Annotated in this window: 22 protein-coding genes; 7 read left to right on the top strand and 15 right to left on the bottom strand. The window is 71.2% G+C overall.

Translation table 11 applies throughout. The features are described 5' to 3' along the window. Positions 1 to 98: 98 nt before the first annotated feature. Positions 99 to 365, bottom strand: a complete 267-nt coding sequence (locus ACZ5C2_RS27130) for a GlsB/YeaQ/YmgE family stress response membrane protein (protein ID WP_468796117.1) — start codon at positions 363 to 365, stop codon at positions 99 to 101. Between the two features lie 93 nt (positions 366 to 458). On the opposite strand from ACZ5C2_RS27130, the gene ACZ5C2_RS27125 reads away from it, so the two are divergent. Next, a complete protein-coding gene (locus tag ACZ5C2_RS27125) occupies positions 459 to 1706 on the top strand; it encodes an APC family permease (RefSeq protein ID WP_468796114.1) in 1248 nt (415 codons plus the stop codon). 39 nt (positions 1707 to 1745) lie between these two features. Here ACZ5C2_RS27125 and ACZ5C2_RS27120 read toward each other — a convergent pair whose 3' ends face one another. The 13 genes from ACZ5C2_RS27120 to ACZ5C2_RS27060 all read right to left on the bottom strand — a co-directional run bounded on the left by ACZ5C2_RS27120 (position 1746) and on the right by ACZ5C2_RS27060 (position 14022). After that, positions 1746 to 2312 carry an SMI1/KNR4 family protein gene (locus ACZ5C2_RS27120; protein WP_468796111.1) on the bottom strand — a complete coding sequence of 189 codons (567 nt, stop codon included), beginning with the start codon at positions 2310 to 2312 and terminating at the stop codon, positions 1746 to 1748. 108 nt (positions 2313 to 2420) lie between these two features. Beyond that, the gene (locus ACZ5C2_RS27115; protein ID WP_468796108.1) at positions 2421 to 2816 is read right to left on the bottom strand and encodes a YccF domain-containing protein; all 396 of its coding nucleotides are present in this window, start codon (positions 2814 to 2816) and stop codon (positions 2421 to 2423) included. Next, positions 2813 to 3676, bottom strand: coding sequence for a zinc metalloprotease HtpX (gene htpX / locus ACZ5C2_RS27110; protein WP_468796105.1), 864 nt, complete (start codon positions 3674 to 3676; stop codon positions 2813 to 2815). The genes ACZ5C2_RS27115 and htpX overlap by 4 nt, the downstream gene beginning before the upstream one ends. A 262-nt stretch (positions 3677 to 3938) precedes the next feature. Then, positions 3939 to 5438, bottom strand: a complete 1500-nt coding sequence (locus ACZ5C2_RS27105; RefSeq protein WP_468796102.1) for an NADH-quinone oxidoreductase subunit N — start codon at positions 5436 to 5438, stop codon at positions 3939 to 3941. Then, on the bottom strand, positions 5435 to 7009 hold the full coding sequence (locus tag ACZ5C2_RS27100) for a complex I subunit 4 family protein (protein ID WP_468796099.1): 1575 nt from the start codon (positions 7007 to 7009) through the stop codon (positions 5435 to 5437). The genes ACZ5C2_RS27105 and ACZ5C2_RS27100 overlap by 4 nt, the downstream gene beginning before the upstream one ends. Positions 7010 to 7015: 6 nt before the next feature. Next, a complete protein-coding gene (locus tag ACZ5C2_RS27095; protein ID WP_468796096.1) occupies positions 7016 to 9010 on the bottom strand; it encodes an NADH-quinone oxidoreductase subunit 5 family protein in 1995 nt (664 codons plus the stop codon). Continuing rightward, the gene (gene nuoK / locus ACZ5C2_RS27090; protein ID WP_468796093.1) at positions 9007 to 9411 is read right to left on the bottom strand and encodes an NADH-quinone oxidoreductase subunit NuoK; all 405 of its coding nucleotides are present in this window, start codon (positions 9409 to 9411) and stop codon (positions 9007 to 9009) included. Before nuoK ends, ACZ5C2_RS27095 begins: the two co-directional genes overlap by 4 nt. Next, positions 9411 to 10082 (bottom strand): NADH-quinone oxidoreductase subunit J family protein, encoded by a 672-nt coding sequence (locus ACZ5C2_RS27085; protein WP_468796090.1) that lies wholly within the window; start codon positions 10080 to 10082, stop codon positions 9411 to 9413. The genes nuoK and ACZ5C2_RS27085 overlap by 1 nt, the downstream gene beginning before the upstream one ends. Continuing rightward, complete coding sequence (locus tag ACZ5C2_RS27080; RefSeq protein ID WP_468796087.1) at positions 10079 to 10630, bottom strand: NuoI/complex I 23 kDa subunit family protein; 552 nt, start codon at positions 10628 to 10630, stop codon at positions 10079 to 10081. Before ACZ5C2_RS27080 ends, ACZ5C2_RS27085 begins: the two co-directional genes overlap by 4 nt. Before the next feature lie 2 nt (positions 10631 to 10632). After that, positions 10633 to 11601 (bottom strand): complex I subunit 1/NuoH family protein, encoded by a 969-nt coding sequence (locus ACZ5C2_RS27075; protein ID WP_468796084.1) that lies wholly within the window; start codon positions 11599 to 11601, stop codon positions 10633 to 10635. Further along, positions 11598 to 13028: an NADH-quinone oxidoreductase subunit C gene (locus tag ACZ5C2_RS27070; protein ID WP_468796081.1), complete on the bottom strand. Its 1431-nt coding sequence runs from the start codon at positions 13026 to 13028 to the stop codon at positions 11598 to 11600. The genes ACZ5C2_RS27075 and ACZ5C2_RS27070 overlap by 4 nt, the downstream gene beginning before the upstream one ends. Continuing rightward, positions 13025 to 13639: an NADH-quinone oxidoreductase subunit B gene (locus ACZ5C2_RS27065; protein WP_468796078.1), complete on the bottom strand. Its 615-nt coding sequence runs from the start codon at positions 13637 to 13639 to the stop codon at positions 13025 to 13027. Before ACZ5C2_RS27065 ends, ACZ5C2_RS27070 begins: the two co-directional genes overlap by 4 nt. After that, positions 13630 to 14022, bottom strand: coding sequence for an NADH-quinone oxidoreductase subunit A (locus ACZ5C2_RS27060; RefSeq protein ID WP_030860845.1), 393 nt, complete (start codon positions 14020 to 14022; stop codon positions 13630 to 13632). The genes ACZ5C2_RS27065 and ACZ5C2_RS27060 overlap by 10 nt, the downstream gene beginning before the upstream one ends. 239 nt (positions 14023 to 14261) lie before the next feature. Here ACZ5C2_RS27060 and ACZ5C2_RS27055 point away from each other — a divergent pair, with 239 nt between their 5' ends. The 5 genes from ACZ5C2_RS27055 to ACZ5C2_RS27035 all read left to right on the top strand — a co-directional run bounded on the left by ACZ5C2_RS27055 (position 14262) and on the right by ACZ5C2_RS27035 (position 21150). After that, positions 14262 to 15518: a sensor histidine kinase gene (locus ACZ5C2_RS27055; protein ID WP_468796075.1), complete on the top strand. Its 1257-nt coding sequence runs from the start codon at positions 14262 to 14264 to the stop codon at positions 15516 to 15518. A 110-nt stretch (positions 15519 to 15628) separates the two neighbouring features. Then, positions 15629 to 16993 carry a sensor histidine kinase gene (locus ACZ5C2_RS27050; protein ID WP_468796072.1) on the top strand — a complete coding sequence of 455 codons (1365 nt, stop codon included), beginning with the start codon at positions 15629 to 15631 and terminating at the stop codon, positions 16991 to 16993. Between the two features lie 384 nt (positions 16994 to 17377). Next, positions 17378 to 18037: a LuxR C-terminal-related transcriptional regulator gene (locus tag ACZ5C2_RS27045; protein WP_468796626.1), complete on the top strand. Its 660-nt coding sequence runs from the start codon at positions 17378 to 17380 to the stop codon at positions 18035 to 18037. Positions 18038 to 18167: 130 nt separating this feature from the next. Beyond that, positions 18168 to 20099 (top strand): 2-oxoacid:acceptor oxidoreductase subunit alpha, encoded by a 1932-nt coding sequence (locus ACZ5C2_RS27040; RefSeq protein ID WP_468796069.1) that lies wholly within the window; start codon positions 18168 to 18170, stop codon positions 20097 to 20099. Then, positions 20092 to 21150 (top strand): 2-oxoacid:ferredoxin oxidoreductase subunit beta, encoded by a 1059-nt coding sequence (locus ACZ5C2_RS27035; protein ID WP_468796066.1) that lies wholly within the window; start codon positions 20092 to 20094, stop codon positions 21148 to 21150. Before ACZ5C2_RS27040 ends, ACZ5C2_RS27035 begins: the two co-directional genes overlap by 8 nt. Positions 21151 to 21186: 36 nt before the next feature. Here the strand turns inward: ACZ5C2_RS27035 and ACZ5C2_RS27030 are convergent, their stop codons facing one another. Next, positions 21187 to 21525 (bottom strand): winged helix-turn-helix transcriptional regulator, encoded by a 339-nt coding sequence (locus tag ACZ5C2_RS27030; RefSeq protein WP_468796623.1) that lies wholly within the window; start codon positions 21523 to 21525, stop codon positions 21187 to 21189. 139 nt (positions 21526 to 21664) lie between these two features. Between ACZ5C2_RS27030 and ACZ5C2_RS27025 the strand changes: the two genes are divergently transcribed. Beyond that, positions 21665 to 22519: an SDR family oxidoreductase gene (locus ACZ5C2_RS27025; RefSeq protein WP_468796063.1), complete on the top strand. Its 855-nt coding sequence runs from the start codon at positions 21665 to 21667 to the stop codon at positions 22517 to 22519. Positions 22520 to 22715: the final 196 nt, after the last annotated feature.

The raw sequence follows: 22715 nt of genomic DNA, 5'->3' as shown, positions 1-22715 counted from the left end.
GTTGGGGGGGGGGGGGGGGGGGGGGGTGGGGGGGGGGGGGGGGGTGGAGGGGGGGGGGGGGGGGGGGGGGGGCCCCCCCCCCCCCCCCCCCCCCCACGTCAGTCGCGCGAGTGGCCGAACAGGATGCGGTAGGCGATCAGGAGGACCAGCGCGCCGCCGATCGCGGCGACCCAGGTGGTGCCGTCGTAGAAGTCCTTGGTGATCGGGTGGTCGAGCCAACGGGCGGATATCCAGCCGCCGATGAACGCGCCGGCGACGCCGATCAGGGTGGTGCCGATGAGGCCGCCCGGGTCGCGGCCGGGGAGCAGGAACTTCGCGATCGCTCCGGCCAGTAGTCCCAGGATGATCCAGCTGATGATCGTCATGCCGTACACCTGCCCCTTTCCCGTTGCCCTCGCACCCTGGAAGACGCCACCCGTACATGTGGCGGTTGCACCTGGTCAGTAGGGTGCGGTTCTGTGACAGACACGTCCGGTCCCCAACTCCGCCGCACCCTCGGCGTCGGTGACGCCGTCATCATCGGTCTCGGCTCGATGGTGGGCGCCGGGATCTTCGCCGCCCTGGCACCCGCCGCGCACGCGGCCGGTTCCGGGTTGCTCATCGGTCTGGCCGTCGCCGCCGTGGTCGCCTACTGCAACGCCACCTCGTCCGCGCGCCTCGCCGCCCTGTACCCCGCTTCGGGCGGCACGTACGTGTACGGGCGCGAGCGGCTCGGAGACTTCTGGGGTTACCTCGCGGGCTGGGCGTTCGTGGTGGGCAAGACGGCCTCCTGTGCGGCGATGGCGCTCACCGTGGGCGCGTACGTCTGGCCGGATCAGGCGCACGCGGTGGCGGTCGCCGCCGTGGTGCTGCTGACCGCGGTGAACTACGGCGGTGTCCAGAAGTCCGCGTGGCTGACGCGGGCGATCGTGGGTGTGGTCCTGGCGGTCCTCGCTTCCGTGGTGGTCGTGTGTCTGACGTCGGGAGAGGCCGATGCCGGGCGGCTGGACATCGGGGTGTCGGGCGGGGCCGGCGGGGTGCTCCAGGCGGGCGGTCTGCTGTTCTTCGCCTTCGCCGGGTACGCCCGTATCGCGACGCTCGGTGAGGAGGTCAGGGATCCGGCACGCACCATCCCCCGGGCGATTCCCCTGGCGCTCGGCATCGCGCTGGTCGTGTACGCGGCTGTCGCCGTGGCCGTTCTCTCGGTGCTGGGGCCGAAGGGGCTGGGCGACGCCGCCGCGCCGCTCGCCGACGCTGTGCGGGCCGCGGGCGTTCCCGGGCTCGCGCCGGTGGTGCGGGTGGGCGCGGCGGTGGCCGCGCTGGGTTCGCTGCTCGCCCTGATCCTGGGGGTCTCGCGGACGACGCTGGCCATGGCCCGGGACCGGCATCTTCCGGGTGCCCTGGCCGCCGTGCATCCGCGGTTCCGGGTGCCGCACCGCGCGGAGCTGGCGGTGGGCCTCGTGGTCGCCGTGCTGGCCGCCACGGTGGATGTGCGGGGTGCGATCGGTTTCTCCTCCTTCGGCGTGCTGACCTACTACGCGGTGGCCAACGCGTCGGCCTGGACGCTCGACGCGAGGGCGGTGGCGCGGGTGGTGCCGGCCGTGGGGTTCGCCGGGTGCCTGGTGCTGGCCTTCGCGCTGCCGTGGGTCTCGGTGGCCGCGGGCGCGGGGGTCCTGGTGGCCGGCGTGGTGGTGTACGGCGTACGCGGGCTGGGCGGCCGGCGCTAGCCGACGGTTACGGGGCTCGGCGACGGTTACGGGGCTCGGTCAGGACGTCCGCGCCGGTGTCGCGGGTCCGGGGAAACCGGTCCACGGCACCAGGTCCGTGTCCTCGTTCCCCTCCTCGTACCAGCCCGTGCCCCGGACCCAGGAGTGGAGCCAGTCGGTGAGGGCCGGGGAGTCGAGGAACCAGGCGTGGTCCGGGTCCCCCGGGTTGGGTTCGAAGAGGAGGACGGTGGCCCGGGGCGAGTGGCAGTCGACGCAGGCGTACATGCCACAGCCCCAGTGGGATATCGGCAGCACGCCCTCGGGCCAGGCCCAGTCGGGGTCCTCCCGGCCGCTCTCGCGGCGGGCCAGGTACTGGGCCACGGCGGCGGGTTCACCGGAGGGCTCGCTGTCCAGGAGGGGCAGCAGACCGTACTCGGGGCCGAAGCCACCGTCCGCTATCCGCAGGTAGAGCTGCGCGAGCAGCGGGGGCAGGGCGAAGCCCAGGGTGGCCTCGGCCCGTGCCAGCATGGCCGCGTCGATGGGCTCCTGGAGCGAAGGCCGGCCCCGCGGGCGGGTGTTGCGGGCCTTGTCCGCCACCTGTGTCAGCAACTGCTCGTGCTCGCTCATGGGTTCATCATGCGCGCCGCCAATGACAGCCGTGCGGGCCTGTGGACAACCTCGGGGCTGTGGACAACTCCCGGGTCGGGACGGGGACCCGCGAGTGGGTCCGCCGTCCTACCAGCGCTCTGTGAACGCCCGGTCGGTCCGCACGATCTCACGGCCCAGCGGGAACAGGGAGACCGGGATCAGCTTGAAGTTGGCGAGGCCGAGCGGGATGCCGATGACCGTCACGCACAGAGCGATGCCGGTGACGATGTGACCGAGCGCCAGCCACCAGCCGGCCAGGAGCAGCCACAGCACGTTGACGAGAAAGGAGGGGGCGCCCGCGTCCCGGCGTTCGACCGTCGTGTACCCGAAGGGCCACAGGGCGTAGACACCGATGCGGAACGCGGCGACGCCGAAGGGAATGCCGATGATCGTGATGCAGAGCAGCACGCCCGCCAGCAGGTAGCCGAGGAACAGCCAGAAGCCGCTGAAGACGAGCCAAATGAGATTCAGGATGGTCTTCACTGCGGGGGACCTGCCATCTTCTCGAGCCGGGCGATGCGTTCCGCCATCGGCGGGTGGGTGGAGAACATCTTCGCAGGCCCCTGGCCCGGACGGAACGGGTTGGCGATCATCATGTGGCTGGCCGTCTCGATGCGGGGCTCGGGGGGCAGCGGAAGCTGCTTGGTGCCGTGTTCCAGTTTGCGCAGGGCGCGGGCGAGGGCGAGTGGATCGCCGGTCAGCCGGGCCCCCGAGGCGTCGGCCTCATACTCCCGGGAGCGGCTGATGGCCAGTTGGATGAGGGATGCGGCGAGCGGGCCGAGGATCATGATCAACAGCATGCCGAGCAGACCGGGGCCGTCGTCGTCGTCCGAGCGGCCGATCGGGATCAGCCAGGCGAAGTTGACCAGGAACATGATCACGGAGGCGAGGGCACCCGCGACCGAGGAGATCAGGATGTCGCGGTTGTAGACATGACTGAGCTCGTGGCCGATGACGCCGCGCAGCTCCCGCTCGTCGAGCAGGCGCAGGATGCCCTCGGTGCAGCACACGGCCGCGTTGCGCGGATTGCGGCCGGTGGCGAAGGCGTTGGGCGCCTCCGTCGGGGAGATGTACAGGCGGGGCATGGGCTGGCGGGCCTGGGTGGAGAGTTCTCGGACCATCAGGTACAGCCCCGGGGCCTCGAACTCGCTCACCGGGCGGGCGCGCATCGCCCGCAGGGCCAGCTTGTCGCTGTTCCAGTACGCGTACGCGTTGGTGCCCAGCGCGATCAGGACGGCGACGACGAGCCCCATACGGCCGAAGAAGCTGCCGATGACGATGATGAGTGCGGACAGCCCTCCGAGGAGGACTGCGGTCCTGAGCCCGTTGTGCCGGCGGTGCACGGTACGCCCTCCAAGTCGTGCGGCAGGGGGACCCTTGCTTGCTGATCTTGCTTCTGACCTGCGTTGCCCACTGGTTTGTTGATGTCACGTCCAGTGGACCCTCCCGTACCGGTCAACGCCAGGCGAAGGGCACTAGTTCCCTTGTGCGCGCGGTGGCGCGTGTAAACCGTCCGGGTGACGGCCCTCCCGGCCGGTCCTCGGCGGCACGCGCGCGGGGGGTCCGGTGGCCTTACGCGCGCGTGCGGGACGCGGCCCGGTGTGGTCAGAAGAGTCCGGTGTCGGTGAAGCGGAGGATCAGCTGGGGAGCCCCGGACAGGACGATCCCGATGACACCGGTCAGGGCGATCGCGGCGGTGAGCGGTGCGGGGAGGCGGTGCCGGACCGGCTCCCCCTCGGGGGCGCGGAACAGCAGAGCGGTCCAGTGGAGGTAGTAGACCAGCGCGATGACGACGTTGACGGCCATGACGACGGCGAGCCAGCCGAGTCCGGCGTCGACGGCCGCGGCGAACACGGTGACCTTCGCGAAGAGGCCGATGATGCCCGGCGGGAGCCCGGCGAGGCAGAGCAGGAAGAACCCGAGGAGGAGCGCGGTGAGAGGGCTGGAGGCGTACAGACCGCGGTAGTCGGCGACGCGGTTGAGCCGGTGCGTGCGGCCGACCAGGGCGGCCACCGCGAACGCTCCCAGGTTGACGGCGCCGTACATGAGGGCGTAGGCGAGGGTGGAGCCGATCGACTTCTCGGCGTCGTCGGAGTACGCGGCGGCGGCGATCGGCACCAGGAGGTAGCCGGCCTGGCCGACGGAGGACCAGGCGAGGAGCCGTACCGCGCTGTGCGCGCGCGTGACCTGCTGGCGGAGGGCCCCGACGTTGCCGACGGTCATGGTGAGGGCGGCCAGGACGGCGAGGGCGGGGCCCCAGACGTCGGCGTACGAGGGCAGGGCGACGACGGTGACGAGGATCAGGCCGGAGAATCCGACCGCCTTGCCGATGACCGACAGGTAGGCGGCGATCGGCAGGGGGGCGCCCACATAGGTGTCGGGGACCCAGAAGTGGAAGGGCACGGCGGCGGTTTTGAAGGCGAAGCCGACGAGGGTCAGGACGACGCCGGTCTGGGCGAGGGTGTGGAGCTGTCCCTCGACGGTCTGGATCCGCTCGGCGACCAGGGTGAGGTGGAGCGTTCCGGTGGCGGCGTAGACGAAGCTGATGCCCAGCAGGCTGACCGCGGTGGCCGTGACGGAGGACAGGAAGAACTTCAGGGCTGCTTCGGAGGACTTCCGGTCGCCGTGCCGGAGGCCGACCAGGGCGAAGGCGGGCAGGGAGGCGACCTCCAGGGCGACGACGAGGGTCGCGAGGTCGCGGGAGGCGGGCAGCAGGGCGGCGCCGGCCGCGGAGGAGAGGAACAGGAACCAGTACTCGCCCTCGGGGAGTCGTTTGCCTTCGTCCTTCAGGACCGTGACGGACAGCAGGGCGGCCAGCAGGGCGCCGCCGAGCACCAGGAACTGGATGACGAGGGTGAAGCGGTCCGCGGTGTAGCTGCACACGCCGGTGTCGCCGACGAGGCAGAAGGTGCTGCGGTCGGCGTCGAGGAGGGGCAGCAGCATGAGCGTGGCGGCGGCGAGGCCGGCCACCGAGAGCCAGCCGAGGAGTGGCTTCCTGGTTTCTCCGACGAACAGGTCGGCGACGAGGACGACGAGTCCGACGACCGCCGCGATGGTCGGTGGCGCGATGGCCAGCCAGTCGACGGACTGGACCAGGGAGCTCATCGGGTGCCTCCTGAGAGGAGCTGCTGCACGGCCGGGTCGGTCAGCCCGAGGAGGGCCTTCGGCCACAGGCCGGCGACGACGGTGAGGACGACGAGCGGGACCCAGGCGGCGAACTCGTAGGAGCGCACGTCGGTGAGTGCCGGCGCGTCCTGGGGGACGGCGCCCATGCAGACCCGGCGGACCACGATCAGCAGGTACGCGGCCGTCAGCAGGGTGCCGAACACGCCGATCGCCATGAAGGTGAGGAAGGCCGGCCGGTTGAGGCCTTCGGCGGGGTCGAAGGCGCCGAACAGCGCGAGCATCTCACCCCAGAAACCGGCGAGTCCGGGCAGGCCGAGGGAGGCGACGGCTGCGAAGGCGAGCAGTCCGCCGAGGCGGGGGGCCCTGCCGTAGAGGGCGGCGCCCGTTTCCTTGGCGAGGGTGTCGAGGTCGGTGCTGCCGGTGCGGTCCTTGAGGCCGCCGACCAGGAAGAACAGCAGGCCGGTGATGAGGCCGTGGGCGACGTTGGCGAACAGGGCACCGTTGACCCCGGTCGGAGTCATGGTCGCGATACCGAGGAGGACGAAACCCATGTGGCCGACGGAGGAGTAGGCGATCAGGCGTTTGAGGTCACCGTTCGCGCCCCGTCCGGCGAGGGCCAGGCAGGCGAGGGATCCGTAGATGATGCCGACGACGGCGAACGCGGCGAGGTAGGGCGCGAAGGTGCGGAAGCCGTCCGGCGCGGCGGGCAGCAGGATCCGCACGAACCCGTAGGTGCCCATCTTCAGCAGAACGCCCGCCAGCAGGACCGAGCCGACGGTCGGCGCGGCGGTGTGGGCATCGGGCAGCCAGCTGTGCAACGGCCACATCGGGGTCTTCACCGCGAGCCCGATACCGATCGCCAGAACCGCGATGACCTGCACGGACGTGGTCAGCGACCGGCCGTTGTCAGTGGCGAGTGCCACCATGTCGAAAGTGCCCGCCTTGATTCCGATCAGAAGCAGGCCGAGCAGCATGACCACGGAGCCGAGCAGCGTGTAGAGGATGAACTTCCAGGCGGCCTCGGCCCGGCCCTCGCCGCCCCAGCGGGCGATGAGGAAGTACATCGGGATGAGGACCATCTCGAAGGCGAGGAAGAACAGGATCAGGTCGAGGACGGCGAAGGTCGCGAGCGTGCCGGACTCGAGGACGAGCAGGAGGGCGACGAACGCCTTCGGGGACGGGCCCACGGGCGGTTTGAAGTACGAGTAGAGGGCGCTGAGGAAGGTCAGCAGCGCGGTCAGGACCAGAAGGGGGAGGGAGATGCCGTCGGTGCCGAGGTGGATGCGCACGTCGAGTGCGGGGATCCAGCTGATGTCGGTCGTGGCCTGCATCTTCGACGGCTGGTCGTGGTCGAAGCCGAGCGCGAGGACGACCGCCGCGCTGAGGATCGCGCCGGTGACGGTCACGCCGTGGCGGAGCACGGCCTGCTCGGGTGACTTCCCCTTCAGTCCGGGCGGGGCCGGCAGGAGAGCGGCTACGGCGCCGAGGAGCGGTCCGGCGACGAGGAATGCCAGAAGGAACTGCATCACGGACTCGTTGATATCGATCACGCCTGCTCACGCTCCCGTGGCGACGAGGACGGCGGCGACCGCGAGGACGACGGTGCCGGCGAGCAGCGCGCTCACATAGGTCTGCAGATTGCCGGTCTGGGCCCGTCGTACGGCGGTGCCGAGCCAGCGGGGCAGGGTGCCCGCGCCGCGTACGTAGGTTTCGACGACCTCGCGGTCGAGGAACCGTACGAGGCTCGCGCCGGCCTGGACCGGGCGGACGAAGAGGGCCGTGTACAGGGCGTCCAGGTGGAAGCCGGCGGCTGCGGGGCGGTGCAGCGGGCCGAGCAACAGCCGTCCGGGGTCCGACGGGTCGGGTGCGTAGGCGATGTCCCCGTAGGCCGGTTCGTGGCTCGCGATGGCCTCCGCCTCGACCAGTCCCGCGTCGCCCCCGGGGTGGGCGGCGACGGCGCCGAGGGGGACGCGGGCGGCGTGTGCGGTGGTGTGCCGCCAGGTGGCGTAGGTGACGATGCCACCGACGAGGGCCACACCGGTGCCGAGGACGGAGGTGGTGAGGGTCGGGGCCAGGTCGTGGCCGTCGAACCAGTCGGGCAGTACGCGGTACGCGAGTCCGCCGAGCGCGAGGGACGGGATGGCGAGCACCCACAGCACCGCGGTCATCGTCAGCGGCTGCCTGCCGTGGTCGGGCGCCTCGGCGCCGTGTCCGCGGAAGGCCAGCAGCCACAGGCGCGTCGCGTACGCGGCGGTGAGCAGGGCCGTGACGAGGCCGGAGAGGAGGACGATCCAGCCCGCCGCGGCGGGGGTGTGTTCGGTGTGACCGGTGACGACGTGTTCGGCGGCACCGAGGACGGCCTCCTTGGAGAAGAAGCCGCTGAACGGCGGGATCGCGGCGAGCGCGAGGAGCGCCACGGTCATCGTCCAGTAGGCGTCGGGGACGCGGTCGCGCAGGTGACCCATGCGGGACATGGCGGCCAGTGAGTTGGTGCCGGCGGCGTGGATGATCACGCCGGCCGCGAGGAACAGCAGTGCCTTGAAGGCGCCGTGGGACAGGAGGTGGAACACGGCGGCCCCTCGGTCGGCGACGGCGAGGGCGCCGGTCATGTAGCCGAGTTGGCCGATCGTCGAGTAGGCGAGGACGCGTTTGATGTCGTCCTGGGCGAGGGCGGCGAGCGCGGAGCCGGCCATGGTCACGGCGGCCATGACGGCCAGGACGGTCATCGCGGCCCGCGAGGCCTCGAAGAGGGGAAGGAGACGGGCGATGAAGTAGACACCGGCGGCGACCATGGTCGCGGCGTGGATCAGCGCGGAGACGGGGGTCGGGCCGGCCATCGCGTCGGGCAGCCAGGTGTGCAGCGGGAACTGCGCCGACTTGCCGGCCACGCCCGCCAGGAGCAGCAGGGCGATCAGCGTGGGGTGTTCGATGCCGCCGTTCGCGACGGCGCCGAGGATCCGGGTGATGCGGAAGGACCCGGTTTCGTTGGCCAGGGCGAACAGGCCGATGAGGAAGGGGACGTCGCCGAGCTTGGTGACCAGGAAGGCCTTGAGGGAGGCGGCGCGGGCCTCGGGGGTCTCCCAGTAGTGGCCGACGAGGAAGTAGGAGCAGATGCCCATGACTTCCCAGCCGACCAGCAGGACCATCAGGTCGCCGGAGTAGACGACCAGGAGCATCGCGGAGGTGAACAGGGAGACGAGGGCGGCGTAGGAGGGGTAGCGCGGGTCGTCGCGCAGGTAGCCCGTCGAGTAGATCTGCACACAGGTGGCGACGACGGTGACCAGGACGGCGGTCAGCGCGGCGAAGCCGTCGATGTGAAGGGCGAGTTCGATCGGCACCGAGCCGGTCGGGGTGAGCTCGGTGGCGGCGTCGACGGCCCCGTCACCACCCTGGCGCGCGGCGACCGCGACGGCGAGCACGAGGGAGGCGAGTGCGGGCAGGACGGCGAGCGGGCGGACGAAACCGGGCGCGGTGCGGCCCAGGAGCAGGCCGGCGAGCGCGCCGAGGAACGGAAGGAGGGGGACGAGGACGGCGAGGGTGGTCGTGGTCACGCGGTGGCCTCAGCCTTCTCGGCGGTCGCCCGGGGCGCGGAGGCGTCGCTGTCGGATACGTCGTCGGGGCCGTCGGGATCGTGGCCCTCGGCGGTGTCGCGGAGCCTGTCGATGTCCGAGGTGCCACGGTTGCGGTACACGGCGAGGACGATCGCCAGGCCGATACCGATCTCGGCTGCGGCGATGGCGATGGTGAACAGGGCCAGGGCCTGACCGGAGTGCAGGGTCTCCTCGGCCGCCCGGCTGAGCCAGACGTCGAACGCCACCAGGTTCAGGTTGACGGCGTTGAGCATCAGCTCGACCGACATCAGGACCAGGATCGCGTTGCGGCGGGCGAGGACGCCGTACAGGCCGGTGCAGAAGAGGAGGGCGGACAGCACGGCGGGATAGGCGAGGTGCATCAGCGGGCCCCTTCCGTGTCGCTCCGGGTTTCCACGGGCCCGGGGGTACCCGGGGTGGTGGCCGGTGCCGACGCGATGGCCGCTGCCTGCTGGGCCTTCGCCTTGCGTGACAGGACGATCGCGCCGACGAGGGCGGCGAGAAGGAGGACGGAGAGGGCCTCGAACGGCAGGACCCAGTGCTGGAAGAGGCTCGCGCCGGTCACCTCGGTCGAGCCGGCGGGGGCACCGTCCAGGTCGATCCAGGTGGTCCGGAAGGCGTCGACGACGACCCAGACCAGGGCCGTCGCGGAGACGACGGCCACGGTGAGGGCGACCCAGCGGTTGCCGGAGTCGGCGTCCGGCGAGCGGCCGATGGGGGCCCTGGTGAGCATGAGCCCGAACAGGAGGAGGACGACGACGGAACCGACGTAGATGAGGACCTGCACCCAGGCGATGAACTCGGCGGTGAGCAGGAGGTATTCGACGGCGAGGCCCCCGAGGGCCACCACCAGCCACAGTGCGGCGTGCACCAGCTGCCGGGTGGTGACGGTGATGACGGCGGCCCCGAGGGTGACCAGGCCGACGAGGAGGAAGGCGATCTCCACTCCGGTCGGGGAGAGGAAGCCGTGTGTCTCGGCGGCGGTGGTGGTCGTGGCGTGCGCGGCCGTTGCTGCGGCTGCGGCGAGGGTCACGACTCCTCCTGCTGCGGTTCGGCCTGGGCGGCGGCGAGTTTGTCGGCGGTCTTGCGGGCGGCGGCGAGCTCTTTCGGTTCCTCGGCGCCGGGGTCGAGAGCGGGCGGGGCCGGCACCGTCCACATCCACTCGCGGAGCTTGTCGCGTTCGTGTGTGAGGTCACGGATGTCGGTCTCCGCGTACTCGAACTCCGGTGACCAGAAGAGGGCGTCGAAAGGACAGACCTCGATGCAGATACCGCAGTACATGCACAGGGAGAAGTCGATGGCGAAGCGGTCGAGGACGTTGCGGCTGCGTTCGCGACCGCCGGGGGCCGCCGCCGGGACCGTCTCCTTGTGGGAGTCGATGTAGATGCACCAGTCCGGGCACTCACGGGCGCACAGCATGCAGACCGTGCAGTTCTCCTCGAACAGGCCGATCACACCGCGGGTGCGGGGCGGCAGGTCGGGCTGGGTGTCCGGGTACGGGGCGGTGACGGACTTCTTCGTCATCGTCCGCAGGGTGACGGCCAGGCCCTTGGCCAGACCGGAGCCGGGGATGGGGGACATGGCTAGGAGATCACCACCTTGACGATGCCGGTGAGGGCGATCTGGGCGAGGGAGAGGGGGACGAGGAGGGTCCAGGAAAGCTTCTGGAGCTGGTCCTCGCGCAGGCGGGGGTAGGTGACGCGGAGCCAGATGACGACGAAGGCGAGGACCGCGGTCTTCAGCAGGGTCCAGACCCAGCCGAGTCCGTCGGCGCCCCAGGGGCCGTGCCAGCCGCCCAGGAACAGGACGGTCGTCAGGCCGCACAGGACGACGATCCCGGCGTACTCGGCGAGGAGGAACAGGGCGAAGCGCAGGCCGGTGTACTCGGTGTACGCGCCGAAGATGATCTCCGAGTCGGCGACCGGCATGTCGAAGGGAGGGCGCTGGAGTTCGGCGAGGCCGGCGATGAAGAAGACGAGCGCGCCGGTGATCTGCCAGGGGACCCACCACCACTCGAAGGCGTCCAGGATGCCGACGAGGGAGACAGTGCCGGCCGCCATCGCCACGGAGGCGGCGGTGAGCAGCATCGGGAGTTCGTAGGCGAGGAGCTGGGCGGCGGTGCGCAGGCCGCCGAGGAGGGAGAACTTGTTGGCGGAGGCCCAGCCGGCCATGAGTGAGCCGAGGACGCCGACGCCCATGACCGCCAGTACGAAGAACACGCCCGCGTCCAGCACCTGGCCGACCGCGCCCTCGCCCGGGCCGATCGGGATGGCGAGCAGCACGAGGAGGTACGGCAGGAGGGCAACGGCGGGGGCGAGCTGGAAGACACGTCGGTCCGCGCCGGCCGGGACCACGTCCTCCTTCTGCGCGAACTTCACGCCGTCGGCGATGAGCTGGGCCCAGCCGTGGAAGCCGCCGGCGTACATCGGGCCGAGACGGCCCTGCATGTGGGCCATCACCTTGTGCTCGGTCTGACCCACGATCAGGGGGAAGGTGAGGAAGACGACGAACACGACCAGGAGTCGCAGGGCGACGTCGAGCACGTCGTTCACCGCACGCCTCCTGAGGAGTCTTCGGGGGTGCCGGTCCCGGGTTCGTCGCTGCCGGACTCCGGGCGGGTGCCGGCGGCGGCTTCGGCTTCGGCTTCGGGCTCGGCGGCGGCTCCGGATTCGGCTTCGGCGGCGGCTCCGAATTCGGCTTCGGCGGCGGCTTCGGGTTCACGCCCGGCCGCGGGGTCCGGTTCGGAGCCGGACTCGCGGACCGCTCCGGCGCCGTCCTCCGGCTCCGGTCCGGTCTCGGGGGCCGGCCCGTCGTCGGACTCGGTCACCTGTTCCGGTTCCGAATCCGTGAAGGCCGGGCGGGCATGGTGCCAGGGGGCGTCCGGGCTGCGTGGGACGGCAGGTGGTTTCCGGTCCGGTCCGTCGGCCCCGGTGGGGGCGGGCCCGTCGCCCGCCGACGCGGCTTCGTCCGGCACCGCACGCTGACTCGCGGACCCCTCCGACGCGCTGCGCGACCGGCGGGGTCCTCCGGCAGCGGGCGTACCGGAACGCTGCGACGCCGACCCCTCGCCCGCACTCCGCGCACGTCGTGCGGGAGCCGCGGCCGACTCGGGGCCTGCCTCAGCCGACTGGCTCACCGAACCCTCCGCCACCGAACGGGTACGGCGGGGCGGCGCCGACGGCCTGCCCGGAGCCTCCGCCGCGGACGGCTGACTCGCCGAACCCTCCGCCGCCGAGCCGGAGCGACGCGGCGCGGTCGAGGACTGGGCAGCAGCATAGCCGGGAGGCGACTGACTCGCCGAACCCTCCGCCACCGAACGGGTACGGCGGGGTGGGCGGTCGGCTGGAGTGCGGGACGCGCCGGCCGTCGGCCTGCCGGTGCCCCGGGCCGGGCGGGCCGGGGCCGGGGGGAGCTGGCCCTTCAGGGGGCCCCATTCGTTCGGGTCGGGGACGCCGGGGGGCAGCATCTGGCGGCGTTTGGGGCCGCCGTGCTCGGATTCGCCGGGTTCCTTGGCGCCGGGCCAGGCCTTGGCGACCCGGGCCGCGAGAACGAAGTCCTTGCGCAGGGGGTGGCCCTCGAAGTTGTCCGGCAGGAGGAGGTGGTCCAGGCCCGGGTGGTCCGTGAAGTCGACGCCGAACATCTCGTGCGTCTCGCGTTCGTGCCAGGCGGCGCCCGCGTAGACGTCCACGGCGGACGGCAGCACCGGGGTGTCGTGCGGCACCGTGGTGCGCAGCAGCAGGCGCCGTACGGGAGCCAGGGCGACGACGTGCGCCGTGACGCGGAATCCCGTGCCGGGTTCGTCGACCGCGCTCAGCCAGTCGAAGAAGGTACAGCCGACACGGTCGCGCGCGGTCTCCAGGGCGCTGATCCAGGAGGCGGGCGGTACGTCGACGGTCAGGACGCCGTAGGACTCCTCCGCCGTGGCGTCGGCACCGAACAGTTCCCCTGCGTCGGCGGGGAGCCAGCCGGCCGCGGTCATCGGCCCTCCCCCTCACCGGTCGGCGCCGGCGGCCGGACCAGCCCGCTCCGCAGCGCGGCCGCCGAAGGCCGACCGGCGCCGCCGGACCCGTACCGCTCCCCCAGCGACTCGCGCGCGATCTTCTCCTGGAGTTTCAGGATGCCCTGGAGCAGCGCCTCGGGCCGGGGCGGACAGCCGGGGACGTAGACGTCGACCGGGATGATCTGGTCCACGCCCTTGGTGACGGAGTAGGAGTCCCAGTACGGCCCGCCGCAGTTGCTGCACGCGCCGAAGGAGATGACGTACTTCGGCTCGGGCATCTGCTCGTACAGGCGCTTCACCGCCGGCGCCATCTTGTCCGTGACCGTGCCGGAGACGACCATCAGGTCGGCCTGGCGCGGTCCCGGCGCGAACGGGATGACGCCGAGGCGGATGAAGTCGTGCCGGGCCATCGACGCGGCGATGAACTCGATCGCGCAGCAGGCGAGGCCGAAGTTGAAGACCCAGAGCGAGTAGCGGCGGCCCCAGTTGAGGACCACCTTCATCGGCTCGGGCGCCAGCCGGGAGAGCGCGCCGAGCCGCTTGGGCTCCGGAAGCAGGACCGGCTCGGGGGCGGCAGGGTTCACGTCCATGTCAGGACGCCCTTCTTGTATGCGTACAGCAGGCCCACGGCGAGGAAGCCGAGGAAGATGAACATCTCCACGAGGGTGGTCGCGCCGTAGCCGTCGGCGGCGAAGACGGTGGCCCAGGGGAAGAGGAAGATCGAGTCGACGGCGAAGATCACGTAGAGGAAGGCGTAGACGTAGTAGCGGACCTGGGTGTGGGCCCAGCCCTCACCGACGGGGTCGACTCCGCACTCGTACGTCAGAAGTTTCTCGGGCGTGGGGACCACCGGCCGCAGCAGGCGTCCCGCCCCGAAGGCGACGGCGACGAACAGCAGGCCGACGACGGCGAGCAGTCCGACGACCGAGTAGGACTGGAAGTAGTCCGCCGCGACGACGGTCGTTTCCCGCACGTCCGCCCCTCACTCCCTCGGATCGGCACCCGGGCCCTGTCCGTCCCGTGCCCGTGATCCGTGCCGGTGAACGCCGAACGGCACGGTTCGACGATCTGTACGCACGGGAGTCTAGGCCCTCATAAAGGAGCGGTAAGCAGCCTGTCACCACTCGGGATACCGGGGGTGGGGTTTTCCTCAGTGTGTCCTGGCGGTCCGCCTCATGGCGCGGGCCCCCCGGCTCCGGGCAGGCTGGGCGCATGACCGAACCTTTTCCGCCGCCGGGCACGCCCGTGACGGGGGTCCCCGCACCGGCCGGGCCCGGCGACCGCCCGCCGCCGGTCCGCTTCGCCTACGACGCGCACACCTGGAGGGAGATCGCCCATCTCCTGGTGAACCTCCCGGTGTCGCTGGTCGGCTTCACCTACACGGTGACCATGCTGTTCACCGGTGTCGGACTGACCGTCACGGTGATCGGGCTGCCGCTGCTCGCCGCCGGACTGATGGGTGCGCGGCTGCTGGGCCGGCTGGAGCGGGCACGGGCCAGGAAGCTGCTCGGGGTGCGGGTGGAGGAGCCCAGCCCGCTGCCGCACCGGGCCGGGGGGTTCTGGCCAGGGCTGTGGCTGGCGCTGAGGGACCCGGTGGGCTGGCGCACGGTGCTGTACGAGCTGATACGGCTGCCGTGGGGCGTGCTCACCTTCACCGTCGCGCTGACCGGGCTGTTCGTCCTGTGGCCGGTGCTGCCGTTCGTCGCGCGGGCCCTGACCAACGTGGACCGGGCGATGGTGCGCGGCCTGCTGTCGCCCTCCGACGAACTGGAGCGGCGCATCGCGGAGCTGGAGTCCGACCGGGGTGTGGTGGTGGACACGGCGGCGGCGGACCTGCGGCGCATCGAGCGGGATCTGCACGACGGGGCGCAGGCCCGGCTGGTCAATCTGGCGATGGGTCTGGGGCTGGCCAAAGAGAAGCTGCTGGAGGACCCCGACGCCGCGGCCACGATGGTCGAGGAGGCGCACGGTGAGGTGAAACTGGCCCTGCAGGAGCTGCGGGACCTGGCCCGCGGCATCCATCCCGCGGTGCTGACCGACCGGGGCCTGGACGCCGCCCTGTCCTCGGTCGCCTCGCGCTGCACGGTGCCGGTGAAGGTGACGGCCGACCTGGACGAGCGTCCGGCCGCCGCCATCGAGGGCATCGCCTACTTCACCGTCTCCGAACTGCTGCAGAACGTCAGCAAGCACAGCGGGGCACGGTCGGCCTCGGTCGACGCGTGGCGGTCGGAGGGCCGGCTGTTCCTGCAGGTGTGGGACGACGGGCGCGGGGGCGCGAGCCTGGAGGGCGGGTCGGGTATGCGCGGCCTCGCCGACCGGCTGGGCGCGGTGGACGGTCTGTTCGTCGTGGACTCGCCGGAGGGCGGTCCGACGACGGTGACGGCGGAGCTGCCGTGGCGGGACCGTTCCGGTGTCCTGGCCGAGGACACGCGGACGGCCAAGGGGGCGTCCACCCGCGGCAGGAGGTAGGGAAAACCCCCCGTCCAAGACTGCGACGGACTCCATGGTCCGCCGACCTGCGGCGGAGCAGTCTGGAGATACGAAAGCACAGCCTCCGGACGAGACGAAGGACGACACCGATGGCCACGGAGTACGGACAGGGCTACGGGCTCCCCACGGAGCCCGGACATCCCGGGAACGCCGAGGGACGGCGGCACCGGCTGCCGGCCGCGCTGCGTGCGCCGGTCGAGGGGCGCAGCTGGCGCGAGCTGGGGTATGTGCTGCTGAGCCTGCCGATCAGCATTCTGCTGTTCACCTACGCGGTCACCATGGTGTCGCTGGGGGCGGGCCTGCTGGTGACGTTCCTGGGTGTCCCGGTGCTGGCGGCGGCGCTCGCCGGATGCCGCGGGTTCGGGTCGGTGGAGCGGGCACGGGCGCGGGGGCTGCTGGGCCTCGAGGTGGGTGAGCCGGAACCGCTGCGGGTGAAGCGGCAGGGGTTCATGGCGTGGGTGGGGGCCGTGCTCAAGAGCGGCGCCTCCTGGCGGTCCCTGCTGTACGCGGTGCTTCAACTGCCGTGGGCGGTGTTCTCCTTCGTCGTCACCGTGACACTCTGGTCGGTGGGCTGGTCGCTACTGACGTATCCGCTGTGGTTCTGGGTCTTCCCGGTGTCCGGCGGGCAGGACGGCATACAGCTGTACGGCGACGAGCGGCACCAGGTCTATCTGGACAACCCGTTCGAGATCACGGTGACCGCAGGGGTGGGGCTGCTGTTCACGCTCGCCACGCCCTGGATCGTCCGGGCGCTGACGACGGTGGACCGGGTGATGGTGCACGGGCTGCTCGGGCCGTCCCGGCTGGTGACGCGGGTGGTGGAGCTGGAGTCGGACCGCGGGGTCGTGGTGGACACGGCGGCGGCGGACCTGCGGCGCATCGAGCGGGATCTGCACGACGGGGCGCAGGCCCGGCTGGTGGCACTGGCCATGGATCTGGGGCTGGCGAAGGAGAAGCTGCGGGAGGACCCGCAGGTCGCGGCGCAGATGGTGGACGAGGCACATGGCGAGGTGAAGACGGCGCTGCAGGAGCTGCGGGACCTGGCCCGCGGCATCCATCCCGCGGTGCTGACCGACCGGGGCCTGGACGCCGCCCTGTCCTCGGTCGCCTCGCGCTGCACGGTCCCCGTGCAGGTGGAGGTGGACCTGACGGAGCGGCCCGCGCCGGCCATCGAGGGCATCGCCTACTTCACGGCCTCGGAACTGCTGCAGAACGTCAGCAAGCACTCCAGGGCGACCTCGGCGGCCGTGGAGGTGTGGCGGACGGAGAACCGTCTGATGCTCCAGGTGGTGGACAACGGGGTGGGCGGCGCCGACACCTCCCGGGGTTCCGGACTGTCCGGTCTGGCGGAGAGGCTGAACGCGGTGGACGGAATCCTGGTGGTGGACTCACCGTCCGGCGGTCCGACGCGGGTGACCGCCGAGCTTCCGTGGCGCGCGGAGCGGACACGATGACCACGCACTGAGACCCCGGGCCGGGACAGCCGGGCCGCGGCTCAACGACCTCGCGACCGGGCCGCGCAACCGGGACGGGCCTGTCCCATCCCGGGACGAGAGCGCCCCGGACCGGGACACGCGGGCCCCCGCCGAGACCGGCGGGCGGTCCGCGGACGGACGCGGCGACGGGTGCGGGCCACGGGCCCGCACCCGTCCCCCGCTGCGCCGTTCGCGAGCCCCGCCCGAGAGAAACCGGACGGACGTCGGCCTCGATGACACCCCCAATCGACTTGTCCCAACCCATCCCCCACCGGATGCTGGGATGCTGAACCTGCCGACCGGGCCCGCCACGAGGGCGGGCCGGGGGCAGGGGCGTGGGGGCCGAGGAACGTGGAGGACAGGGTGCGGGTGGTCATCGCCGAGGATTCGGTGCTGCTGCGGGAGGGCCTGACCCGACTGCTGACCGACCGGGGGCACGAGGTCGTGGCCGGTGTCGGCGACGGGGAAGCGCTGATCAAGACCATCGCCGAGCTGGACGGGCAGAACCTGCTCCCGGACGTCGTGGTGGCGGACGTACGGATGCCGCCGACGCACACGGACGAGGGAGTGCGGGCCGCGGTGCAGTTGCGCAAGTCGCATCCGGGTGTCGGGGTGCTGGTGCTGTCGCAGTACGTGGAGGAGCGCTACGCCACGGAGCTGCTCGCCGGGTCCACCCGGGGCGTCGGCTATCTGCTGAAGGACCGGGTGGCCGAGGTGCGTGAGTTCGTGGACGCGGTGGTGCGCGTGGCCGACGGCGGTACGGCGCTGGACCCGGAGGTCGTCGCGCAGCTGCTGGGGCGCAGCCGCAAGCAGGACGTACTGGCCGGTCTCACCCCGCGTGAGCGGGAGGTTCTCGGGCTGATGGCCGAGGGGCGGACGAACTCGGCGATCGCCCGGCAGCTGGTGGTCAGCGACGGTGCCGTGGAGAAGCACGTCAGCAACATCTTCCTGAAGCTGGGGCTGTCGCCGAGCGACGGCGATCACCGGCGGGTGCTGGCCGTTCTCACCTACCTCAACTCCTAGTGGGACATCTCGAAGTCGTGTCCACGATGCGAATGACCCGAGGAAGGCGACCCTAACGGACGTAGGGTTTATGCGGGGAAGGCCTACGGGAAGGCCGTCCCGGACAGCCGCCTCGAGGAGGTCCAGTTCAGTGACCAGCCAGGTCAGCAGCACCACGGAGCAGGCCGACGGAGCAATCGTAGGAGAGCAGCGCAAAGCGGGCGACGCGAAGGACGTCCGTCGGCTCGACCGAGTGATCATCAGGTTCGCGGGGGACTCGGGTGACGGGATGCAGCTCACCGGCGACCGCTTCACCTCGGAGACCGCGTCCTTCGGCAACGACCTCTCCACGCTGCCGAACTTCCCGGCCGAGATCCGGGCCCCCGCCGGCACCCTGCCGGGTGTCTCGTCCTTCCAGCTCCACTTCGCCGACCACGACATCCTCACGCCCGGCGACGCCCCCAACGTGCTGGTGGCGATGAACCCGGCCGCCCTCAAGGCCAACATCGGCGATCTGCCGCGCGGCGCGGAGATCATCGTCAACACGGACGAGTTCACCAAGCGGGCCATGCAGAAGGTCGGCTACGACAGCAGCCCCCTGGAGGACGGCTCGCTGGACGCCTACCACCTGCACCCGGTTCCGCTGACCACGCTGACCGTGGAGGCGCTGAAGGAGTTCGACCTCACCCGCAAGGAGGCCGAGCGCAGCAAGAACATGTTCGCGCTCGGCCTGCTGAGCTGGATGTACCACCGGCCCACCGAAGGCACCGAGAAGTTCCTGAAGACCAAGTTCGCGAAGAAGCCCGACATCGCGGCCGCCAACATCGCGGCCTACCGGGCGGGCTGGAACTTCGGCGAGACCACCGAGGACTTCGCGGTCTCCTACGAGGTGGCCCCGGCGGCGAAGGCGTTCCCGCCCGGTGTCTACCGCAACATCTCCGGGAACCTGGCCCTGTCCTACGGACTGGTCGCCGCGTCCCGGCAGGCGGACCTGCCGCTGTTCCTGGGCTCGTACCCGATCACCCCGGCGTCCGACATCCTGCACGAGCTGAGCCGGCACAAGAACTTCGGTGTGCGGACCTTCCAGGCGGAGGACGAGATCGCCGGCATCGGGGCGGCGCTGGGGGCGGCCTTCGGGGGTTCGCTCGCGGTGACCACGACATCCGGCCCGGGTGTGGCGCTGAAGTCGGAGACGATCGGGCTGGCGGTGTCCCTGGAGCTACCGCTGCTCATCGTGGACATCCAGCGTGGCGGCCCGTCCACCGGTCTGCCGACCAAGACGGAGCAGGCGGACCTGTTGCAGGCGATGTACGGCCGCAACGGCGAGGCGCCGGTCCCGGTCGTCGCCCCGCGCACCCCGGCCGACTGTTTCGACGCCGCCCTGGAGGCGGCCCGGATCGCCCTGGCCTACCGCACCCCGGTGTTCCTCCTCTCCGACGGTTACCTGGCCAACGGCTCGGAGCCGTGGCGGATCCCGGACATCGAGGAGCTGCCCGACCTGGGTGTGCAGTTCGCGCAGGGCCCGAACCACACCCTGGACGACGGCACCGAGGTGTTCTGGCCCTACAAGCGTGACCCAGGGACTTTGGCCCGCCCCTGGGCGATCCCCGGCACGCCAGGCCTGGAGCACCGCATCGGCGGGATCGAGAAGCAGGACGGCACGGGCAACATCTCCTACGACCCTGCCAACCACGACTTCATGGTCCGCACCCGCCAGGCCAAGATCGACGGCATCGACGTCCCCGACCTCGAAGTCGACGATCCGGACGGGACCGCGCGCCTGCTGGTGCTGGGCTGGGGGTCGACGTACGGACCGATCACGGCGGCCGTGCGACGGCTGCGGAATGCCGGGGAGTCCATCGCCCAGGCACATCTGCGGCACCTGAACCCCTTCCCGCACAACCTCGGCACGCTCCTCAAGACGTACGACAAGGTGGTGGTGCCGGAGATGAACCTCGGGCAGCTCGCCACCCTGATCCGGGCGAAGTACCTGGTCGACGCCCAGTCGTACAACCAGGTCAACGGCATGCCGTTCAAGGCGGAGCAGCTCGCCACGGCGCTGAAGGAGGCCATCGATGACTGACGCCGACGCGCTGCTCCAGCTCGTCCCCAAGGCCGAGGGCAAGCAGTCCATGAAGGACTTCAAGTCCGATCAGGAAGTGCGCTGGTGCCCCGGCTGCGGTGACTACGCCGTGCTCGCCGCCGTGCAGGGCTTCATGCCGCAGTTGGGTCTGGCGAAGGAGAACATCGTCTTCGTCTCCGGGATCGGCTGCTCCTCCCGCTTCCCGTACTACATGAACACCTACGGGATGCACTCCATCCACGGCCGCGCCCCCGCCATCGCGACCGGCCTCGCCACCTCCCGCCGCGACCTGAGCGTGTGGGTGGTGACGGGTGACGGCGACGCGCTGTCCATCGGCGGCAACCACCTCATCCACGCCCTGCGCCGCAACGTCAACCTCAAGATCCTGCTGTTCAACAACCGGATCTACGGCCTGACCAAGGGCCAGTACAGCCCCACCTCCGAGGTCGGCAAGATCACCAAGTCGACGCCGATGGGATCGCTCGACGCACCCTTCAACCCGGTGTCGCTGGCCATCGGCGCGGAGGCGTCGTTCGTGGCCCGCACGGTGGACTCCGACCGCAAGCACCTGACCGAGGTGCTGCGCCAGGCCGCCGACCATCCGGGCACGGCGCTGGTGGAGATCTACCAGAACTGCAACATCTTCAACGACGGCGCCTTCGAGGTCCTCAAGGACCGCCGGCAGGCGGAGGAGGCGGTGATCCGTCTGGAGCACGGTGAGCCGATCCGCTTCGGCGCGGACCGCTCCAAGGGCGTCGTGCGCGACCGCGGCACGGGCGATCTGAGAGTGGTCACCGTGACACCGGAGAACGAGGCGGAGATCCTCGTCCACGACGCCCACTCCGCGTCCCCGACGTCCGCGTTCGCGCTGTCCCGGCTCGCGGACCCCAACACCCTGCACAACACCCCGATCGGCGTTTTCCGCTCCGTCGGCCGGCCGGTCTACGACACGCTCATGGCCGACCAGCTCGACACGGCCGTCGAGCAGAACGGCAAGGGTGACCTGGCCGCTCTGCTGACCGGCGGCGACACCTGGACCGTCGTGGGCTGAACCCCGCCGCGGTTCCCCCGACGAGGCCCGGGCGCATTACGGCGTCCGGGCCTCGTCGTACGTCTGCCGGGCCGCGAGCACATCGGTCAAGCGCTTCTCGGTCCACAGGGCCAGGTCGCGCACCTGTCCGGCGGCCTCGCGCCCCAGGCCGGTGAGGGAGTAGTCGACGCGGGGCGGGATGACCGGCTTGGCGTCGCGGTGGACGAGGCCGTCACGCTCCAGGGTCTGCAGGGTCTGGGCGAGCATCTTCTCGCTGACCCTGCCGATGGCCCGGCGCAGTTCGCTGAAGCGGTACGGGCGCTCCAGGAGCCGGATCAGCACGAGCACGCCCCAGCGGCTGGTCACATGTTCCAGGACCAAGCGGTTAGGACACATGTCCTCGCCGTCGCCACTCCGGCCACTCCGGCCACTGCTGCTTACGTCCATGCCAGTACCTTACTTCAAAGTGGGTACTTTCTAAGAGTTAGCGCACGTCCTAGGGTGAGTGGTGTTCCCACGCACAAGGAGTCACATCATGAGCATCGTCGTCACCGGAGCCACCGGACACCTCGGTCGTCACGTCGTGGAGCAGCTGCTCCAGAAGGTCCCGGCCGAGCAGGTCACCGCCGTCGCCCGCAGCGCCGGGAAGGCGGCGGACCTCGCCGCGCGCGGGGTGCGGATCGCGGTCGCCGACTACAACGCCCCCGAGACCTTCGACGGCCTGTTCGCGGCGGGCGACAAGGTGCTGCTGATCTCCGGCAACGAGTTCGACAAGGGCAGGGTGCGGCAGCACCGGGTCGTCATCGACGCCGCCAAGGCCGCCGGTGTCGCCCTGCTCGCCTACACCAGCGGCCCCGGCTCCCTCACCGCCGCCCTGGCCGACGACCACCGCGGCACCGAGGAGGCGCTGCTGGACTCGGGCGTGCCGTACACGCTGCTGCGCAACGGCTGGTACCACGAGAACTACACCGAGAACCTCGCCCCGGTGCTGGAGCACGACGCGGTCCTCGCCGCCGCCGGTGAGGGCAGGGTCTCCTCCGCCTCACGGGCCGACTACGCGGCCGCCGCCGTGGCCGTACTGACCGGCGAGGGGCACGAGAACAAGACGTACGAGCTGGGCGGCGACGAGGCGTGGAGCTTCGCCGAGTACGCGGCCGAGCTGAGCCGGCAGACCGGCAGGGAGATCGTCTACAACGCGGTCACGCCCGAGGCGCTCACCGGCATCCTGGCCGATGCCGGCGTACCCGGGCCGATGGCCGCCGTCCTCGCGGGCGTGGACGTCTCGATCGAGAAGGGCGAGCTCGTCGTCGACAGCGGCGACCTGTCCCGGCTGGCCGGCCGCCCGACCACCCCGCTCTCCGAGGCCGTCGCCGTCGCGCTCAAGGGCTGACGCCCCTGCCGCACAGCGCTCCCCGCCGTGCTCCCGCGCGCTGGGGAGCGACCTCACCTCCTGGCGCAGCCCGGGGCGGAGCGGGTGGACGTGAAGTGACCCCGTGGTGTCGGTACCGTCCCGGATCACTGAACTCCTGTTCGGCAACTGTGTGTACGGCTAGGCTGGGCATGCAGTCACGGGCTGTCACAGGCTT

The organism is Streptomyces sp. NPDC031365 (genome assembly GCF_055569765.1).
Note: the sequence above shows the minus strand (reverse complement) of the source record. Positions and strands in the feature narration are given on the sequence as shown.

Coding starts and splice junctions, on each gene's coding strand:
- ACZ5C2_RS27130 (WP_468796117.1), bottom strand. CDS start 365: ATGACGATCATCAGCTGGATCATCCTGGGACTACTGGCCGGAGCGATC.
- ACZ5C2_RS27120 (WP_468796111.1), bottom strand. CDS start 2,312: ATGAGCGAGCACGAGCAGTTGCTGACACAGGTGGCGGACAAGGCCCGC.
- ACZ5C2_RS27105 (WP_468796102.1), bottom strand. CDS start 5,438: ATGAGCTCCCTGGTCCAGTCCGTCGACTGGCTGGCCATCGCGCCACCG.
- nuoK (WP_468796093.1), bottom strand. CDS start 9,411: ATGCACCTCGCCTATCCCGCCGTGCTGTCCGCCCTCCTCTTCTGCACC.
- ACZ5C2_RS27080 (WP_468796087.1), bottom strand. CDS start 10,630: ATGTCCCCCATCCCCGGCTCCGGTCTGGCCAAGGGCCTGGCCGTCACC.
- ACZ5C2_RS27070 (WP_468796081.1), bottom strand. CDS start 13,028: ATGACCGCGGCCGGCTGGCTCCCCGCCGACGCAGGGGAACTGTTCGGT.
- ACZ5C2_RS27065 (WP_468796078.1), bottom strand. CDS start 13,639: ATGGACGTGAACCCTGCCGCCCCCGAGCCGGTCCTGCTTCCGGAGCCC.
- ACZ5C2_RS27055 (WP_468796075.1), top strand. CDS start 14,262: ATGACCGAACCTTTTCCGCCGCCGGGCACGCCCGTGACGGGGGTCCCC.
- ACZ5C2_RS27050 (WP_468796072.1), top strand. CDS start 15,629: ATGGCCACGGAGTACGGACAGGGCTACGGGCTCCCCACGGAGCCCGGA.
- ACZ5C2_RS27035 (WP_468796066.1), top strand. CDS start 20,092: ATGACTGACGCCGACGCGCTGCTCCAGCTCGTCCCCAAGGCCGAGGGC.
- ACZ5C2_RS27030 (WP_468796623.1), bottom strand. CDS start 21,525: ATGTGTCCTAACCGCTTGGTCCTGGAACATGTGACCAGCCGCTGGGGC.
- ACZ5C2_RS27025 (WP_468796063.1), top strand. CDS start 21,665: ATGAGCATCGTCGTCACCGGAGCCACCGGACACCTCGGTCGTCACGTC.